Source organism: Sphingomonas beigongshangi, assembly GCF_016820445.1.
In the GTDB taxonomy this organism is placed as follows: domain Bacteria; phylum Pseudomonadota; class Alphaproteobacteria; order Sphingomonadales; family Sphingomonadaceae; genus Sphingomonas; species Sphingomonas beigongshangi.
The window spans coordinates 19,278-38,032 of record NZ_JADHDT010000008.1 but is presented as its reverse complement, the minus strand read 5'-3'; the positions used below and the strand labels follow the sequence as shown (position 1 = coordinate 38,032).

Annotated in this window: 13 protein-coding genes; 7 read left to right on the top strand and 6 right to left on the bottom strand. The window is 67.5% G+C overall.

What is annotated here, in order from left to right; genetic code table 11:
* Nucleotides 1–115 precede the first annotated feature (115 nt).
* Entirely contained in the window at nt 116–2,389 is a 2,274-nt protein-coding gene (locus IQ292_RS14755; RefSeq protein ID WP_238941132.1) for a beta-glucosidase, read from the top strand.
* Nucleotides 2,390–2,480: 91 nt separating this feature from the next.
* Here IQ292_RS14755 and IQ292_RS14750 read toward each other — a convergent pair whose 3' ends face one another.
* The gene (locus IQ292_RS14750; RefSeq protein WP_203311085.1) at nt 2,481–3,278 is read right to left on the bottom strand and encodes a glycoside hydrolase family 16 protein; all 798 of its coding nucleotides are present in this window, start codon (nt 3,276–3,278) and stop codon (nt 2,481–2,483) included.
* Between the two features lie 241 nt (nt 3,279–3,519).
* Between IQ292_RS14750 and IQ292_RS14745 the strand changes: the two genes are divergently transcribed.
* Nucleotides 3,520–4,200 (top strand): response regulator transcription factor, encoded by a 681-nt coding sequence (locus IQ292_RS14745; RefSeq protein ID WP_203311084.1) that lies wholly within the window; start codon nt 3,520–3,522, stop codon nt 4,198–4,200.
* Nucleotides 4,191–5,570, top strand: coding sequence for a HAMP domain-containing sensor histidine kinase (locus tag IQ292_RS14740; protein ID WP_338057641.1), 1,380 nt, complete (start codon nt 4,191–4,193; stop codon nt 5,568–5,570). Before IQ292_RS14745 ends, IQ292_RS14740 begins: the two co-directional genes overlap by 10 nt.
* 31 nt (nt 5,571–5,601) lie before the next feature.
* Here IQ292_RS14740 and IQ292_RS14735 read toward each other — a convergent pair whose 3' ends face one another.
* Nucleotides 5,602–5,967 (bottom strand): PepSY domain-containing protein, encoded by a 366-nt coding sequence (locus IQ292_RS14735; RefSeq protein ID WP_203311083.1) that lies wholly within the window; start codon nt 5,965–5,967, stop codon nt 5,602–5,604.
* Between the two features lie 247 nt (nt 5,968–6,214).
* Between IQ292_RS14735 and IQ292_RS14730 the strand changes: the two genes are divergently transcribed.
* Entirely contained in the window at nt 6,215–6,916 is a 702-nt protein-coding gene (locus tag IQ292_RS14730; RefSeq protein ID WP_238941131.1) for a phosphatase PAP2 family protein, read from the top strand.
* A gap of 28 nt (nt 6,917–6,944) precedes the next feature.
* Nucleotides 6,945–9,416, top strand: a complete 2,472-nt coding sequence (locus IQ292_RS14725; protein WP_203311082.1) for a TonB-dependent receptor — start codon at nt 6,945–6,947, stop codon at nt 9,414–9,416.
* A 22-nt stretch (nt 9,417–9,438) separates the two neighbouring features.
* Here IQ292_RS14725 and IQ292_RS14720 read toward each other — a convergent pair whose 3' ends face one another.
* A complete protein-coding gene (locus tag IQ292_RS14720) occupies nt 9,439–10,692 on the bottom strand; it encodes an aspartyl/asparaginyl beta-hydroxylase domain-containing protein (protein WP_203311081.1) in 1,254 nt (417 codons plus the stop codon).
* A gap of 96 nt (nt 10,693–10,788) precedes the next feature.
* Nucleotides 10,789–13,773: a TonB-dependent receptor plug domain-containing protein gene (locus tag IQ292_RS14715; protein ID WP_203311080.1), complete on the bottom strand. Its 2,985-nt coding sequence runs from the start codon at nt 13,771–13,773 to the stop codon at nt 10,789–10,791.
* Nucleotides 13,774–14,015: 242 nt separating this feature from the next.
* Here IQ292_RS14715 and IQ292_RS14710 point away from each other — a divergent pair, with 242 nt between their 5' ends.
* Nucleotides 14,016–14,498 carry a hypothetical protein gene (locus IQ292_RS14710; protein ID WP_203311079.1) on the top strand — a complete coding sequence of 161 codons (483 nt, stop codon included), beginning with the start codon at nt 14,016–14,018 and terminating at the stop codon, nt 14,496–14,498.
* A gap of 69 nt (nt 14,499–14,567) precedes the next feature.
* Nucleotides 14,568–16,220, top strand: coding sequence for a M28 family metallopeptidase (locus tag IQ292_RS14705; RefSeq protein ID WP_203311078.1), 1,653 nt, complete (start codon nt 14,568–14,570; stop codon nt 16,218–16,220).
* A 59-nt stretch (nt 16,221–16,279) separates the two neighbouring features.
* On the opposite strand, the gene IQ292_RS14700 is transcribed toward IQ292_RS14705, so the two are convergent.
* Nucleotides 16,280–16,711 (bottom strand): glycine zipper 2TM domain-containing protein, encoded by a 432-nt coding sequence (locus IQ292_RS14700; RefSeq protein WP_203311077.1) that lies wholly within the window; start codon nt 16,709–16,711, stop codon nt 16,280–16,282.
* A gap of 108 nt (nt 16,712–16,819) precedes the next feature.
* Entirely contained in the window at nt 16,820–18,655 is a 1,836-nt protein-coding gene (locus IQ292_RS14695) for a DUF885 domain-containing protein (protein WP_203311076.1), read from the bottom strand.
* Between the last annotated feature and the right edge of the window lie 100 nt (nt 18,656–18,755).

Below are 18,755 nucleotides of genomic sequence, written 5' to 3'. Positions count from 1 at the left end.
CCGCTGTCAAGCCGCGTTTGTGGCTGAGTTACAAAGGTTGTGAACGTTCACCCGATATGCTTGAAAGGCCCGGAAACGTCACCGCTGGAACGACGGCGGGCAGGGGAGGAACGCGATGAACACGAGGCGATACAAGGCTTTGGGCGCTGGGGCGATGCTTGCGATCGCGATCGGTGGTGCGGGCGCGGTCACGGCGGCGCCGCCGCAGCAGGATCGCGCCGGCGCGGCGGTGAGCCCGGCCGATGCACGGGCCCGCGCCGACCGGCTGGTCGCGCGGATGACGCTCGATGAGAAGATCGCGCTGGTGCACGGCCTGTTTCCGCCGATGGCGGCGGGCAAGACCGCCAACGAGCTGATCCCGTCGGCGGGCCATGTCGATGGTATTCCCCGCCTCGGCATCCCGCTGGTGCGCGAGAGCGATGCCTCGCTCGGCGTCGCCAATCAGGTCGAACAGCGCAAGGGGGACGTCGCGACCGCGTTGCCGTCCGGCCTTGCCACCGCCGCCAGCTTCGATCCCGCGATCGCGCATGCGGGCGGCGCGATGATCGGCGCCGAGGCCCGTGACAAGAGGTTCAACGTCCTGCTGGCGGGTGGCGTCAACCTGACGCGCGATCCGTGGAACGGCCGCAATTTCGAATATCTGGGCGAGGATCCCCTGCTCGCCGGAACGCTGGCCGGCGAGCATATCGCCGGCGTCCAGTCGAACCGCATCGTCTCGACGATCAAGCATTACGCGCTCAATGCGCAGGAGACCGGCCGCAACGTCGTCGACGCGCGGATCGGGGAGGCCGCGCTGCGGATGAGCGATCTGCTCGCCTTCCAGATTGCGGTCGAGCGCGGCAATCCCGGCTCCGTCATGTGCGCCTACAACAAGGTCAACGGCGACTGGTCGTGCGAGAACCGCCATCTGCTGACGGACGTGCTCAAGCGCGACTGGGGCCATCGCGGCTGGGTGATGAGCGACTGGGGCGCGGTCCATTCCACTGCCAAGGCGGCGAACGCGGGGCTCGACCAGGAGTCGGGCCAGGAACTCGACAAGGCGATCTATTTCGCCGCGCCGCTCAAGGATGCGGTCGAGAAGGGGCAGGTGCCGCTCGCGCGCCTCGACGACATGGTCGCGCGCTACCTGACCGGGCTGATCGAAACGGGCGCGTTCGCCGCCGCGATGCCGGCGCGCGCGGTGACGCCGGATTATGCGGCCCATGCCGAGGTCGCGCAGCGCGCGGCGGAAGCGGGGATCGTGCTGCTCAAGAACGACGGCGACCTGCTGCCCATCGCAAGGAGCGCGAAGCGCATCGTCGTCATCGGCGGCAACGCCGATGTCGGTGTGCTGTCGGGCGGCGGCTCGAGCCAGGTGCGCTCCGTCGGCGGCGCGCCGGTGGAAATCCCGCTCGCGACCGGCGCTTCCGCGTCGTTCGCCCGCATCACCTACCACGCCTCGTCGCCGCTGCTGGCGCTGCGCAAGGCCCTGCCCGGCGTGCGGATCGACTGGATCGACGGGCGGAACCTCAACGCCACGGTCGATGCGGCGAAGGCGGCGGACCTCGCGATCGTCTTCGCGACGCAATGGACCAGCGAGGCGCAGGACGTCCCCAACCTCAACCTGCCGGATCAGCAGGACGCGCTGATCACCGCGATCGCCACCGCCCAGCCGCATACCGTCGCGGTGATGGAGACGGGCGGCCCCGTGCTGATGCCGTGGCTGGCCAAGGTACCGGCGGTCATCCAGGCCTGGTATCCGGGTCAGCGCGGTGGCGAGGCGCTGGCGGGAATCCTCAGCGGTCGGATCAACCCGTCCGGCCGCCTGCCGATCACCTTTCCCGCCAATGCGTCGCAGCCGCCCCGCTCGCGTCCGGTCGGGCTCGACCGGCTCAACGCCCTCGAAGCGTCGGCGGCCGCCGATCCGGCGAATGCCGCGCGCTACGTGCAGGAAAGCTTTCCGGTCGACTATGTCGAGGGCGCCGACGTCGGCTACCGCTGGTACGAGAAGAAGGGCCTGAAGCCGATGTTCCCGTTCGGGCACGGGCTCAGCTACACGCAATTCGCCTATCGCAATCCGCAGGTGACGGGCGGACGCACGCTCAGCGTCACCTTCGACGTGGTGAACACCGGCAAGCGCGCGGGCGCCGACGTGCCGCAGATGTATGTCGCTCGCGACGGCAGCGGCGCACCGATGCGGCTCGCGGGCTTCCGGAGGATCGAACTGAAGCCGGGCGAGACGCGGCGGATCACGCTGACCGCCGAGCCGCGCATCGTTGCCGACTATGACACGGCACTGCCGGGCTGGCGGATCGCGGGAGGCACCTATCGCGTGGCGCTGGCCCGCGACGCGACCGACCGGACGATGGTCGCCACCGCGACGCTGGAGCCGCAGACGATGAAGCCTTGATGCGGCGCCGTTGAGCGATTGAGGCAGAAGGGGGGCGGACGTCGACGGCATCCGCCGCCCCCGGAAGACGGGAGGCGGCGAGGGGGCCGTCCTACCGCTTCCAGTAGCGCACGTAATCGACGCGCATCATCTGCGGGAGCGCGGCGTCGTCGACACCTTTCGCCCCGCCCCAGTCGCCACCCACCGCCAGATTGAGGATCATCTTGAACGGCTTGTCGAACGGCCATGCCGCGGCGCCGCCTGGCTGGTCGTTGGCGACGCGCATATAGGCGCGGCCGTCGACGCCGATCAGGATCGCGTCGGGACGCCAATCGAGCTGATAGTCGTGCCACGCGGTGCACGCCGTCGGCACCGGCCTCTCCGCGCCGCGTTGCGTCTTCAGGACATGATTGAACTTCGCGCTGTGGACGGTGGCGTGAACGACGTTGGGATTCCAGCCGACCATTTCCATGATGTCGATCTCGCCCTTGGCGGGCCATGGTCCCTGATCGGGCAGCAGCCAGATCGCCGGCCATGTGCCGCGCCCGCACGGCAACTGCGCCCGGATCTGGTAGAAACCGTAGCCGAAGTCCCGCCGGCTCACCATGCGAGCCGACGTATAGGCCTGTCCGCCGGCATCCGGCTTGTCCGGCCGCTCCCGGCGGGCGACGATCTCCAGCGCCCCGCCGACGACCCGCGCATTGTCCGGACCGTAATATTCGAGCTCGTGATTGGGCCAGCCGGCCCGGTTGTGCGACGTGTCGAACCGCCAATTGGCGCTATCGACGGCGTTTCCGGCGAATTCGTCGGCGAAGTCGGGCGCGCGGGCCGGCGCCGCGATCGGCTGATCGGCGGCATAGTTGGTCGCGCCGAGCGTCGTGGCCTGCAGCATGACGAGGGCGAGCAACATCGGCGATCTCCTTGGTCCGCGCGTTCGATACGTCGCGCCTGGCATGCAGCCTAGAGTGTGATCCCCGCGCGTGGAAGCGGTACCGGCCTTCCCCCCACCCGGCTGGGGTGAAGGCCGATATCGCGCCGATCCAGCCTTGCTGGATCGCACCCCGGGCGCGGCCGGGCAGCACGCGCAACGGCGACCGCCATCGAACTGTCATGGAGTTCGGGCATCGAAACGGCCGGAACGGGGGGACGTCATGCAGTTGCTGGTCGTGGAGGACGATCCGATCATCGGCGAACAGATCGTCGCGGGGCTGACGCGCGTCGGCCATGCGGCGCGGCTGGCGACGACCGGGTCCGAGGCGATACGCCTGCTGCGCGAAGAGGCGTGCGATGCGATGGTGCTCGATCGCATGCTGCCCGACATCACGGGCCTGTCGGTGATCGACCATGTCCGCCGCGAGGGGCATGCGACGCCGATCCTGATGCTCAGCGCGCTGGGGTCGGTGAAGGACCGCATCGAAGGGCTGGAAACCGGGGCCGACGACTATCTCGCCAAGCCGTTCGACATGGACGAACTCGCCGCGCGCGTCGCCTCGATCGCGCGGCGGCGCGGCGGCCGGTCCGAAGGCGCGCGGCTGCAGGTGGGACGTCTGCACCTCGACCCGAGCGGCCATCAGGCCTGGTTCCGCGACGCGTCGATCGTGCTCAATCGCAAGCAATATTCGCTGCTGGCCCACCTCATGCGGAATGCGGACCGGCTGATCACGCGCTCGATGCTGCTGGAGGGGGTCTGGGGCTATTCCTTCGCGCCGACCACCAACATCGTCGAAAGCAACATGAGCCGGCTGCGCACCGCGCTCATCGGCCTTGGCTGCGACCCGATCGAGACGCAGCGGGGCGCGGGCTACGTGCTCCGGTCGGAGCGGTGCGCCTGACGCGGGTCGCATCGCCGTCGCCGCGCGTCGGCCGCCTCGCCGTGCGGGTCGGCATCGCCTTCGCGATCGCGATGGCGGTGGTCGGGCTGATCGGCTTCATCGTCGCCGAGCGCTGGGTGACGCACCGCATCGACGTGTCGCTGCGCGAACACGCGGCCAAATATCTCGCGCTCGGCGGCGGCGCTCCGGTGACCGACGCCGCGGTGGCGGCGCGCATCGAAGACTGGCAGCGGCGCAAGGTGCTGAGCGAGCGGACCTATGTGCTGTTCGGATCGGATGGGCGACGTATCGCCGGGCGGCTGGACATCGCCGTGCCGCCGCCCGGCCTCTCCATCGTCCGCTTCCGCGGCGGCGGCGTGTCGGTGCAGGAGGGCAGGGCGCTCGCGACGCGCCTTCCCAGCGGCAGCCTGCTCGTCGTGGTCCAGCGCAGCCAGGCGGCGACCGCGCTGCGTGCGCTGCTGCCGCAGGTCGTGCTGGCCATCTCGCTCGTCGCCTCTCTGCTCGGCATCATCGCGACGTGGCTGTTCGCGCATGTCATCGCGCGGCGTCTCGCGGTGGCGCAGCGCGCGGCCGACGCGATCGCGGCTGGCGATCTCAGCCGTCGCATCCCCACCGACGATCTCGACGGCATGTTCGCCGCGCAGGCGGAGGCGCTCAACCGCATGCTCGACCGGATGGAACATCTGGTTCGCGCGCAACGGCTGTTCTCCAGCAACCTGGCGCACGACCTGCGCTCGCCGCTGACCCGGTTGCGCGGGACGCTGCGCGACGGCGCCGCATGCACCGTCGACGACGGCCGTACTCTTGCGACGACGTTCGAGCGGGCGGAGCGCGAGTGCGCGGCGATCATCGGCATCTTCGACGCGCTGCTGCGGCTTGCCGAGATCGAAAGCGGCCAGCATCCCACCGCCGTCGGTACGGTGGCGCTGCGTCCCCTGATGGAGGACATCGCCGATACGATGGAGCCCGTGCTCGCGGATCGCGGCGGCAGGGTGACGATCGGCCGCCTCGACGACGCCTGCGTGCAGGGTGACGCCGATCTCATCAACCAGATGCTGGTCAATCTGTTGGAAAACGTCGCCACGCACGCGCCGCGCGGTACGCGGGCCGAACTATCGGCGACGCGCGACGGCGACACCGTCGTGGTGACGGTCCGCGACGATGGACCCGGGCTTGCGCCCGAAGATCGCGTCCGCGTGACCCGGCCTTTCGAGCGGGGCGCCGCCAGCACGGATCGGCGCGGAAGCGGCCTGGGCCTGGCGATCGTCCAGGCGATCGTCCGCTTCCATCACGGCCATCTGGCGCTGCGCGACGCGGCGCCCGGACTGGCCGTCGAGATCCGGCTTCCACAGGCGCGCGCGTCCGTCTGACCGCCTTGCCGTCGGAGCGTCGCAGGACGCATCACGGGCGGTCGCGTCGTGCCCGGCGGCTCCGCCGACGGCGCGTCCACATATCGATGTACATCCACAGGCCGGACCCCGCGAAGAACAGGAGCGCCGCGCCTCCCGCGAGGTTGAGCGCGATGCCGACCGGGCCGAACTCCTCGCCCGAATGGATCTTCTTGATCCAGTGGTTCCAGGAGCCGAGCGCGGTACGCGTCTTCTTCGGCGGCGCGGAGGGGGCGTCCGCCAGGGTCGATGCGGCGGGCGCAGGGCGCGCCGCGGGCGTATCGAAGACCGACGTCAGCTGTGTCGCTATGCCGGTCGCGGCGAGAATCAGCAGCAGCAGCGCGAACCAGGGGGCAAGCAGACGGTGCCAGCGACGCATCGGAATTCCTGATCGAACGAGGTGAAGGGTGTCCGGCGACGGGGCGACCCGCGGCGGCGACATCGATCCCAGACACGCCGAATGTGACACTGGGCTGATGCCAACATTCTAAGTTTGCAATGTTGCGCGTTGATGGCCGAACGGCGCGTCGCTGTCACCATTCCGTCACGGACGAAGCCTAGCCGGCGAGCCGAAGCGGATCAGCCCGTCCGAGGAATCGGGCTGATCGGCATCTGGGGGACTTGTCATGATCGTCAGGATTCTGACGCCGATCGCCTGTGCGATCGGCGTCCTGGGCATGGGTGTGTCGGCCGGGGCCGCGTCGGAGGAGGAGGCGCCGCGTCTGCTCGACGCCCGTGCCTTTGCGCCCGACCGGGTGATCGCGCCGCCGCCAGCGCCGGGATCGGTCGTGGCGACGGAGGAACTGCGGTTTCTCAGCAGGCTCCACGCGGCTGTGTCGACGGATCGCGTTGCGCGGGCAGCGCGCGACGGCAAGGACAAGACGCCGCACGCGTTCAACGATGCCGCCGGGCGGGACCTCCAGGCGCTGCCGGCTACCACCGCGCTGCTGCGGATCGTCAAGCAGGAGACGGGTGCGGTGGTCCGCGCGGGCAAGGCCTATTTTCATCGCACGCGGCCTTATGTCGCCGACCCGCGCCTGGCACATTGCGACAACGGCAACGGCACGGACGACAGCTACCCGAGCGGCCATGCCGCCTTCGCCTGGTCGACGGGCTGGACGCTGGCGCAGTTGATGCCCGACCGGGCGCCCGCGCTGCTCGAACGCGCCCGCGACTATGCGGACGGCCGCGAGATTTGTGCCGTCCACTATCCCTCGGACGTCGAAGCCGGCCACGCGCTCGGCACCCTCGTCGCCGATCACCTGCTGCACGACCCGCGCCTCGCCGATCAGGTCGCCGCCGCGCGCCGCGAACTGGCGCAGCGCTGATCCAACCTGCTTTTCGAAAGGAACCGCCATGACCCGCCCGACCCTTCGCGCCGCCCTGCTCGCAGCCACCGCCTGCGCCCTGCCGACCGCCGTCCACGCCAATCCCGGCGATTCCGCCGCGCGGCCCGCGGTCGCACCGGGCAGCGACCAGACCACCAGCGCTACGCAGGCCGGGCAGGCGAACGACAAACAGGCGCTGACCACGTCGGACATCATCGTGACGGGATCGCGGACGGCGGAGAGCGCACCGCTGACGGCTTCGCTGACGACCACGCAGCCGCAATCCGCGGTCAGCCGCGACTATATCGAAAACACGACGGCCACCGCCGACGTCAACGAGCTGATCGCGCTCACGCCCGGCGTATCCATCTCGGGCGCGGGTAACGGCTATGGCCTGGGTGAGACGAAGGCGACGATCCGGGGCTTTCAGGACGGCGAATACAACGTCACCTACGACTCGATCCCCTTCGCCGACACCAACAATCCGACCCACCATTCGACGGCCTTCTTCCCGTCCAACACGATCGAGACGGTCGTCGTCGATCGCGGCCCCGGCAACGCCAGCCAGCTTGGCCAGGCAAGCTACGGCGGCAACATCAACATGTACTCGCGCGCCGCGACCACCAATGCGGAGACGCGCGCCGAAGCGATCGTCGGCAACTGGAGCACCTTCCTCGCCCGCGGCCTGTTCGAGAGCGGCAGCATCGACAAGCTGGGGGGGACGCGCATCGTGCTCACCGGCCAATATCTCACTTCAAACGGCGCGCTGACCTATTCGTCCGTCGGATCGAAGAACCTGTTCGGCAAGGCGGTCGTGCCGGTCGGTGCGCGCAACACGCTGACCGTGATGAGCAGCTGGAACCGCAATTATTATTATCAGTCCGACGTGCTGAAGGGCACGACCTGCGGCAGCGCGGCGACGGACGCCTATAATGCCGCCAATCCGAAGGCGACGACGACCACCGCGCTGGGGGCGGATGGACAGCCGCTGACGCAGCTGACGGGACGCGGCTGTTCTGCGACGTCGCAGGTCGGCATGTACGGGCTCAACTACGGTCTGGGCAACGATCCGACCAAGCAGGATTACTGGAAATACAATCGCACCGACAAGACGACGGACTTCTCGTACCTCCGCCTGCAGAGCGACCTCGGCGGCGGCCTGTCGCTCGACAACCGCGCCTATATGTATGGCTACACCAACAACACATTGTCGGGGAACACCGGCAACGTCATAACCGGCTTTAGCGGGGCCGGGACGGCGGCATCGCCCTACAAGGCGGTCGTCAACACCAGCGACATCCTGGGGTACGACAAGCTCAACAAATACCGCGTGCTCGGCTATATCGGTCAGGCGGACTATGATTTCGGCTTCGGCAAGCTGCGCGTCGGCGGCTGGTACGAACATGCCGATACCGACCGCCACAATTTCGACCTCGACCGCACCACCGGCCTGCCCAGCTATAACGAGAAGGCGAACCTCGGCACCGCGGCGACCAGCACGCTGCCGCCGATCAGCCAGGCCAACATAAACTTCGTCCAGCATTCGACGTGGAACCAGTATCAGCTGTTCGGCGAGCTCGAACTGCGCCCGGTCGACGGCGTCTCGATCACGCCCGGCGTCAAATACGTCCACTTCACCCGCGGCGTCGACGCGCTGCTCAACCAGAAGACGCGCAGTCCGCTCGACACCAGCGCCACGTGGACGAAGACGCTGCCGTTCCTCACGGCCAACTGGCTGGTGGCGAAGAACTGGTCCTTCTACGGCCAGTACGCGCAGGGGATGTACGTACCGGACCTGTCGAGCTTCTATTCCGCGTCCGGCCAGCTTTCGACCGCCCTCGACGCGCTGAAGCCGCAGACGACGACGAATTACCAGGTCGGCAGCGTATGGCACGGCGATTACGTGTCGCTCGACGTCGATGGCTATATCATCAACGTTGACAACAAGATCGGCACCTGCACCACGGTCGGCTGCGACACGACGCTGCTGATCAATCAGGGGCAGGTCCGTTACAAGGGCGTCGAGGGGCAGGTCAGCGTCATGCCCGTCCGCGGGCTGACCGTGTTCGGCAACGGATCCTACAATTACGCGCACAGCGTGCAGACCGGCGCGCAGATCGCCAAGGCACCCTTCTCGACCGCGGCGGCTGGCTTCATCTATCGACGCGCCGGTTTCCGCCTTTCGTTCGACCAGAAGTATACCGGCCCGCAATATGCCAGCGACTATAACGGCAGCCCCGGCTTCCGCCTGTATCGCATCCGCCCCTATTCGATCGGCCAGTTTGCGATCAGCCAGGAGATCGAGGGTGGCCTGAAGCTGGGCGTCACGGTCACCAACGTGTTCAACAGCCGGGCGGTCACGAATATCGCGACCGCGTCGACCGGCGCCCCGACGGTGACGGTCAACGGGACGAAATACCAGTCCGGCTACGGTCAGCTCGACCAGTTCAACTATCTGCCGCCGCGCAGCTTCCTGCTGACAGCGGGGATCGCCTTCTGATGATGGCGTGGTGATCGGCGGTTCAGGGTTGCACGGACCCGCCGCCGGTCACCGCGAACACCGTCTGCAGCTGCACCTGCTCGTCGGGCGTCAGGTGCGGGTTCCAGACGTCGAAGATCAGGACGACGCGGGGCTGATCGCTGTCGTTCCATGCCTCGTGCTCGATCGTGTCGTCGAAGGCGAAGGGTTCTCCCTCGCGCCAGGCACGCGTCTCTCCGCCCACGCGGAAGCGGCAGCGCTCCGGCACGACGAGCGGCAGGTGCACGATCGCGCGGGTGTTCGTGACCCCCGTGTGCGCCGGGATATGGGCATGTGCCTTCAGGATCGAGAAGAAGGCGGTCGGCGCCTTGCCGGGAATGTTCGTTTGGGGGATCGACGCCAGCGCCGCGGCGGTCTCCGGGCAGCGGGCGCAGACCGCCTCGTTGCGGATGCCATATTCCCAGAGGAAGCAGGCGCTCCAGTCGGTATTGCCGTCCAGCGGCGACCATTTGTTGTTTGGCGTGCCGGCTTCCTGCCGGACATAGGGTCGGATGGCGGCATCGCCCGACCCCATCAGCGCCAGCGCCTCCGCGCGGATCGCGTCCGACTTGGCGGCCAGCGCGTCGAACCACGGGAAGTGCGCCGGATCGAAGAACTCCTCGGCGGGCAGGAATGGGAAGTGAACGCCTGCGCACTGGTTGGCGTAGATCGCACGACGTCCGAGCATATGGTCGATGCAGGCCGCCATGCGGCGCGACGGCGCGTCGGGCAGCGCGGCGGCGATGTCGCGACCCAAAGCGGCGTTGTGCTCGGCGAGAAAGGCTCTCCCCCGCGCAAGGGCGTCGTCGATCGCGGGGGGGCGCTCGGTCATCGCGGACGCCATCTGGACGATGCCCGCCCAGGCCTGCGCCGCCTCCGATGCGGCGCCGTGGCGCTGGTACCATTCGGCCGACCGCAGCAGCGCCGTGAAATGCGTCCGGTCCAGCGAAAGCGCCTGATTCAGCGCGAAGCGCTCGCCGGATGCGTCTCCGAGCATGCGATGCACCGTGGCCTGATTGACCCATAAGGTGGGCTGCGCCGCATCCGCCGCCGCCGCGGCGGCGAACCGTGCCAGTGCCGCATCCAGATCGCCGTCCGCCATGGCGCGCATGCCTGCTGCATTGAGCAGTTGCGGATGGTCGGGCGCATGGGCCAGCGCCGCCTCGAGCGCGGTCCGTTCCGCGGCGGCGTCGCCGCGCTGTCGCGCAAGCAGCGCCTGCGAAGCGTGATGCTGGGCGGCGGGGGAGAGATCGGACATGACGGTTCGAAGCTCGCACGGCTGGATGGAAAACACAAAAAAAGGGGCGACCCTGCCAGGCCGCCCCCAATCGAGATGTCCGTCGGGACGGACGCCTTAGAAGCGCAGCTTGCCCGAAACGGTGAACAGGCGGCCCAGCACGTCGTAGGTCGACGGATAGGTGTTGCCGCTGTTGAAGGCGGTCGAACCGGCCGACGAACCCACCAGAGGCGGCTTATTGTCGAACAGGTTGCGCACGCCCATCGTGAAGGTGAGGTGTTCGTTCACCTCGACCTGCGCGGCGAGATCGATGTAATTATAGGCCTTGATCTCGTTGAAGTTGTAGGTGCCGCCCGCGAGCGGGGTCGGACCCGTCACCACACCGCTGAACAGCGGCGTCGTCACCTGACGCGCGGTCGCATCCGGGGCCAGCGCCTCGTAGCGGACCTTGCCGATGTGACGCCACAGCACCGAGAAGGTACCCGGCCCGAAGGTCAGGCTGGTGCGCTGGTTCCACTGGAACTCCGGCTGGATCGACGAGCAGCTCGTGCTGTAATAGCCGACGCAGTCGCGATCGTACGCGCTTTCCGACGCACGGAAGTAGTTGTGCGCGGTCCAGGTGCCCTGGAAGCTCAGGTTCAGGCCGACATCGCCGAAATCACGCGCGTAATTGGCGTTGAGATCGATGCCGTCGGTGCGCAGGCGGCCGCGGTTGGTGAGCGGCTGCGGCAGGCCCGCGACCGTGGCGCTCGAGCCGCTGAGGCGACCCGTCGCCGTGCTGCGGCGGATGCTGGTGCAGGCGGCCGACGCGGCCTGCGCCGCGGTGATCGCTGCGGGGTTGGTCCCGAAGCACTGCGTCAGGATGTCCGCCGGGGTCGCCGCGGTGATCGCATTGTTCACGCGGATGTTGAAGTAATCGACCGCGACGCTCAGGCCCGGGACGATCCCACGCGGCTGGATCACGACGCCCACCGTGTAGGTGTCGGCCTTTTCCGGCAGGATGTTCGGGTTGCCGCCGCCGGTGACGTTGGGCTGACCCGACGCCGGCTCGGCGATCGAGCCGATGACGTTGGCCGGCGCACCCTGGTTGCGGCAGGCGAGGGCGAGGTTCGCGCTCGCCAGCGGCTTGGCGCCGACGCAGGGGTCGAGGCCCGGCGACAGGTTGTCGAGACCGGTGGTGACGGGCGAGAACAGCTCCGCGATGTTGGGCGCGCGCACCGCACGCTGGTAGTTGCCGCGGAACTTGATCTCCTGGACGGGCTCGAAGCTGCCGCCGAACTTGTAGGTCGTCGCCGAGAAGGTCGGATTGTTCGCCGCCTGAACCTTGTAGTTCGAGTAGCGCACGCCGGCCTCGAGCGTCAGCGAGTGGAAGAACGGCTTGTCGGCGACGAGCGGCGCGATGATTTCGCCGAACGCCTCGCGCACGTCGTAGCTGCCGGCGAAGGGCAGCACCGCACCACCGGCACCGCCGAGCTCGCCCGGCGACAGCGCATAGGCATCGGGCGTGCGGGTGTAGGTGTACTTGCGATATTCGCCACCGGCCGCGAAGGCGATCGGCTCATTGGCGAAGGGCGAGGTGGTGCCGAAGTCGCCGTTCAGAACCGCCTTCGCCTGCGAGAGCGCGGTGTGGATCTGAATGGTGCTCTTGCCGTTCAGGAAGTTCGCCTGGTCGGCGGTGATTGATCCGGCCGGGCCAAACAGGTTCACGGGAACACAGCCGTTGGTGGTGACCGTGCAGGTCGTGGTGTTCGTCGCGTTGAGCGCCTGCTGCACGCGGCTGCGCAGCACGTAACCCGACTGCGTCTGGTTCAGGTCGCTCTCGCCATAGGCACCCGAAACGTCGAGCTTGACGTGCTCCGAGAAGCGGAGGCGCAGGCCGGCCTTATAGTCGAACATCGTCGTCGTGTACGTCGAGATGCGCGGCCCGAGTTCGACCGAACGGCGGTAAACCTCCGGCAGCTGGATGGCTGTGGCGGTGTTGCAGGCGGTGCCGAGTGCGATGTTGTTGAGCGCGCAGAGCTGATCGCGGATGCCGGCGGGCAGATAGGGGTTGTTGCCGGGGATGGTCAGCGCTTCGCCGAAGATGCCCGACGGCGCGATGATCTGCTGGATCGTGTTCTTCGAGAACATGCCGCGGCTGTACACTTCGAGGTTGTCGTTCACCTCGTAGTTCGCCTGGGCGAACATGTTGTAGCGCTTGAACGGCGTCTGGAAGATATTGTACGGATTGAAGTTGAAGCCGTTGTAGAACGGGACGAGCGCGGTGCCGGCCGGATTGACCTGGAGGTCGTTGCCGGCGATCGCGATGCGCGTCGGGACCGAGGTCGGCGACGAGCCGGATGCAACGCCGTTGCCCGAACCGATGCCGAAGATCGAGATGTCGCGATCACCCTGATACAGGGGGTCGGCTTCCTGATAACCCAGGCTCAGCACCGCGTTGCCGCGGCCGTCGCCGAAGTTCGCGCCGATCGTCAGGTCGGCCGTGAAATAGTTGGAATCGCCACGCTCGGTGATCTGCTGGCTGGCCTGAGCCTCCATGCCGGCGAAGTTCTTCTTGGTGATGAAATTCGCGACGCCCGACACCGCGTCCGCGCCATAGGTGGTCGAGGCGCCACCGGTCAGCACGTCGACGCGCTGGATCAGCGCGGTCGGGATGTTGTTGAGGTCGACGGTGCCGCCGGCTGCTGCGGGGACGATGCGGTCGCCGTCGAGCAGGACGAGGTTACGCTGCGAGCCGAGGTTGCGCAGGTTGATCGTCGCGAAACCACCGGTGCCGTTGTTCACGGCCGAACCGATGCCGGGAACCGCGCCCGGCAGCTCGCGGATGATCTGTTCGACGTTGTTGGTGTTGCGCAGCGTCAGCTCGTTCTCGGAGACGGTGTTGACCGGGCTCGACGAGACGAGGTTCGGGTTGCTGATCAGCGTACCGGTAACGACGATGTCGCCGCCTTCCTGGGCGGGCGGCGGTGCGTTGGGATCGTCGGTTTTCTGCTGCGTCTCCTGCGTCGCAGGTGCGGTCTGCGCGATCGCGGGCGTCGCGATCAGCGCCGCGCCGACGAACAACGTCGTCGTCAGCAGGCGGGAGCGAAGATTTTGCGTCATAGATACCCCTTTGTGGTCGACGCTCGCGAACGAGCGGGCCTGTGCGCCGGTCTTTCGAAGGCCGGTCACGCATGCAAATTCGCAGGGGATGCGGGAGCCTACAATATGGTTTTAAATTGATACTTCAAAATGTAGCCGGGGCGTGACAAAATCGTCACAATGAAAGTGGCAAGAAATACTGTCCTATTCCTCGCTCTAAAGCAGGATGACTGACGTATTTCCTGACCGAATAAAGGTACCCTATGCTGACCCTATTGCTGATGATCGCCGCGCCTGTGCAGGAAAGCGGAAACAATTTGTTACAGACGTTGGCAAGTTGCCGGGCCATCGCCGACAATAACGAGCGGCTGGCCTGTTACGATCGCGTCTCGAAAGCGGTCGACGAGGCGCGGCAGCGCAAGGACATCGTCGTGCTGGATCGCGAGCAGGTGCAGAAGACGAAGCGGTCGCTGTTCGGCTTTTCCTTGCCTTCGATCAAATTGTTCGGAGATGGCAAGGACGACGACAGTCTGAAGCAGCTCGTCGGGACGATGCGCGCATCGGCTTCGCAGCCGGGCGGATTGATACGCTTCACGCTGGACGATGGCGGCGTCTGGGAGACGACCGAGCAGTCGATGAACCGTCTGCGCGAAGGCGATGTCGTCACGATCAAGCCAGGGTCTCTCGGCAGCTATATCGCGACCGCGCCCGGGCGGCGTGCCGTGAGGGTGCGACGACTACGGTGACCGATGCCCTCGCCAGTGACGTATCGACTTGATAGCGTCGCCGGCCAACCTTCTGAAAGACGGGGCGTCATGTCGCGAATTGTCATCCTTTACCGTGCCGCGCTGGCTGCCGTCGCATCCGCCGGCGCCGTCGCCGGCCAAGCGCAGGACGTTTCGACGCAGCCCGAGCGCCTCTCGGCCGACGTCCGGACGCTGGCGTCGCCTGCGTTCGAGGGGCGTGCCCCGGGAACGCCGGGCGAGGAGAAGACGGTCGCCTGGTTGATCGCGCAGTTCAAGGCGGCGGGCCTGGAGCCCGGCGGTGCCGATGGTAGCTGGACGCAGCCGGTGCCGCTGATCCGCACCAAAGTCGGCCAGGGAGAGGTGGTCGCGAACGATACGGCCTTGGCCCCGGGACGCGACGTCTATCTTTCCACCGTCCGGCCTCAAAGCCGCCTGCGCGTGACGAAAGCGCCGCTGGTCTTCGTCGGCTACGGCGTCAGCGCACCGGAGCGTAACTGGGACGATTTCAAGGGCGTGGACCTGCGCGGCAAGGTTGCGGTCTTCCTGATCAATGACCCGGATTTCGAGGCGGGACCGGGGGACGATGCGGCAGGACGGTTCGGCGGCCGGCGCATGACCTATTACGGCCGCTGGACATATAAGTTCGAGGAAGCGGCGCGACGTGGCGCGATCGGCGCGCTGATCATCCACGATACGCCGGGCGCCGGCTATGGCTGGGCGATTGTCACTGCGCCGGGCGGTGAAAATTACGATGTCGCCGATCCGTCCATGCCCCGCGTCGCCGTGCAGGGATGGATCGAAGGAAGTGCCGCCAACCGTCTGTTCGCCAAGGCGGGCCTCGACCTCGCGACGCTGCGCGCCGCGGCGCGGCGAGCCGATTTCCGTCCCGTTCCCCTGAAGGGAACCGGCCTATCGGTGGACCTGCCCGTCGCCGTGACGCGTGCGCAAAGCCGCAACGTGATCGCGAAGCGCACCGGGCGCAGCCGGCCCGAAGAGACCATCATCTATGGGGCGCATTGGGACGCCTATGGCCAGGGGGTGCCGGACGCGGAGGGGCGGACGGTGCGCCCCGGCGCTAACGACGATGCGCTGGGTGTGGCGGGGGTGCTTGCGATCGCGCGCGCGGCGGCGAAGGTGCCACCCATGACGCGGACCCAGGTGTTCGCCCTGTGGACGGGCGAGGAGAGGGGGCTGCTCGGTTCGGAAACCTATGCCGCGCATCCGATCTATCCGCTGGCGAAGACGGTCGCGAACCTGACGCTCGACATCCTGCAGACCGCGGGACCGTCACATGACGTCCTGCTGGTCGGCAACGGTCAGAACAGCCTGGAGGACCAGCTCGCCGCCGCCGCGAAAACACAGGGAAGGATCGTGACGCCAGAGGCGCTGCCGGAGCGCGGGCTCTTCTATCGCGCCGATCATTTCTCGCTCGCCCGGCGCGGCGTGCCGACGCTTCTGCTGATGGCGATCAGCGGCGCGCCCGATCTGGTCGACGGCGGTCGCGTGGCGGGCCAGCGCTGGCTGGACGAATATATGCGTTGCTATCACCAGACGTGCGACGCCTGGTCGCCGACATGGAACCTCGCGGGCGCAGCGGCGGACGTCGACCTGATCCGGCGCGTCGGCTTCGACCTGGCGGCCGGGCACGACTGGCCCATGTGGCATTCCCAATCGGAGTTTGCCGCGATCCGCGCCAAGAGCGATGACGATCGCACGAAATGAGAGAGGCGACATCCTCGCGGATGTCGCCTCCCCCTCATGCTGATGGACGCGAGGCGCGATCAGCGGCGGCAATAGGCCGGGTTATCGGCGCGCGCGACGGCGTTACCGGCCAATGCGCCGGCGCCGGCGCCGAGCACGGTACCCAGGGTGCGGTCGCCCCGCGTGTCGATCGTACGGCCCAGCAGGCCACCTGCAATCGCGCCGATCACGCTGCCCGCCGTGCCGTTCTGGCAGCGGCGCGGCGCATAGCGATAGTCGCCGGCGTCGTGATAGTAACGCTGGCCCTGGTAGTAACGCGGACCCTGGTTCCAGCCGTCGCGGTACGCCTGACGATACGCACGGTCGTGATTACGATAGCCGTCGTCATAGCTGCGGCCGTAATAGTCGTTGTAGCCACGGCCATAATAATCCTGCGCCTGCGCCGCGACCGGGGCCAGCGACATCAGGCCCATCGCCAGTGCACCGGCACCGATCGAAAACTTCTTGAACATCTTGCCTGCTCCCATCACCAGAACGGGTCGGCCCCGATTGGGCGTCGACAAGGATGCTTATGGCGAATCGCCCTTGAGTCTTCGCTGAATGCAGTCGTTATCCTTCGTTCAGCCGGCGCGGCGACGCGCGATCCAATCGTCGACGCGGTTCTCCAGCACCGACAGCGGCATGGAACCGGACCCGATCAACAGGTCGTGGAAGCCCTTGATATCGAATTTGGAGCCCAGCGCGTCCTGCGCCTTGGCCCTGAGCGCCATGATCTTGAGCATGCCGATCTTGTAGCCCGTCGCCTGGCCCGGCAGCGTTATGTAGCGGCGCACCTCGGATCGTGCCTGATCCGGACCGCTGCGGCCGGTGGTGATCATGAAGTCGATCGCCTGCTGCTCGGTCCAGCCCTTGGCATGGATGCCGGTGTCGACGACGAGACGCGCGGCACGGAACAGTTCCTGGTCGAGCCGCATGAAATCGGCGGCGAGATCGGGATAGGCGCCCATCTCCTTGCACAATGCCTCGCTGTACAGGCCCCAGCCTTCGCCGAACGCGACATAGCCATAGGCGCGCCGGAACTTGGGCGCGCCGGTCTGGCGCGCCTGGATGTCGCCCTGCATGACATGGCCCGGAATCCCCTCGTGGCACATCAGGTCGTAGACCGCGGCGGGATCCTCGGCGTTGCCGAGCAGGTGAACATAGACGCGCCCCGGCCGCACGCCGTCGGGGCTGGGTCCGGCGGCGTGCGCCGCGCCGCCCGCAACCTCGCTGAACGACGGCTCGCGCACGACTTCAACCTTGTAGGCGGGCAGGAGCCCGAAATAGGTCGGCAGCAGTGTTCGGGTATGCGCGATCGCATCGTTCGCGGTCTTCAGATAGGCGGCGCGCGACGCGTCGGTGTAGGGCGCCGGCGGAAACAGCTTCGCACGCTGGTCGTAATAAGCCTGCCGGTCCTTCAGCCCCGCCTGCCGCGCGAGCTTGTCCTGCTCACCCTCGATCCGCGCCACCTCCTTGAGGCCGATCTGGTGGATCTGCTCGGCGGTGAGATCGGTGGTGGTGTTGGTCCGCAGCGCGGCGGCATACCATTCGGCCCCGCCGGGGAGGGAGTTGGCGCCGACCCGTCCCGACGGCGCGGTCGGCAGATCGGCCTCGGCCCAGGCGATGACCCGCTCATAGGCGGGCTTGATCGTCAGCAGCGAGGCGCGCGCGTCATCGAGCAGCGCGGCGGCTTGCGGGGCCGAAAGCTTGAGACCCGCGACCTTCGCCTTTGCATCGGCCCATAGCGGCGAATCCGCTCCGCCGTCGAACGGTGCCCCGGTGATGATCGCCCGGCTGCCCGCGATGACGCGCTCCATCTCGAATTTCGGTGCCCTGATGCCGGCGGCATCCGACGCCTTGCTGCGCAGGATCGCATCGTCGAGCACCGCCGGGATCGCGCGCAGCCGCGCGGCATAGGCCTGCATGTCGCGCGTGTCCCGAACCGTATGCGTGTTGATCAGGAAGTTCGGCAGTTCGGCGTGCACGGAATAGAGGAACGAGTAGAACGGGGGCTGGTAGCGACGGTATTTGTAGCCGGTTTCAGCGCGGTCGAGTTCCAGCGCCCAGATGTCATAATTCGCCTGCGCAGCGGGGGACAGGCGGGCGCGGTCGAACTGCCGCTTCATCGCCGCGACGCTGGCCCGGCGCCATTCCAGCCGCTTCAGCATCGCGGCATCGCTGTTGTCGTCGAGCCGATCCTGCCCCTCCTTGCTGCCGAGCCGCGTCGCCAGCTGCGGGCGCATCGCCATCTCCTCGGCGAACTGCGCGTCCAGAAAGGCGGTGAGACGCGCGTCTTCGCTGGCGACCGGCGCAGCTACGCCCGGCACCGGCGCCTGGACCGCGACGGCGGCAGGCGCGGCGATGGGCAGGGCGGCGGGCAGGGCAGCGATCGTCGCGGCGCGGAGCAGATGGTGCATTTTTGGTCCCCCTCTTCATGTGGCGATCCGCCTGCGCTCTTGCCGGGCAGCGGGATCGGGCGGCGGCACGATGGCCTGAATTGCGGCCTTAGCCAATGGC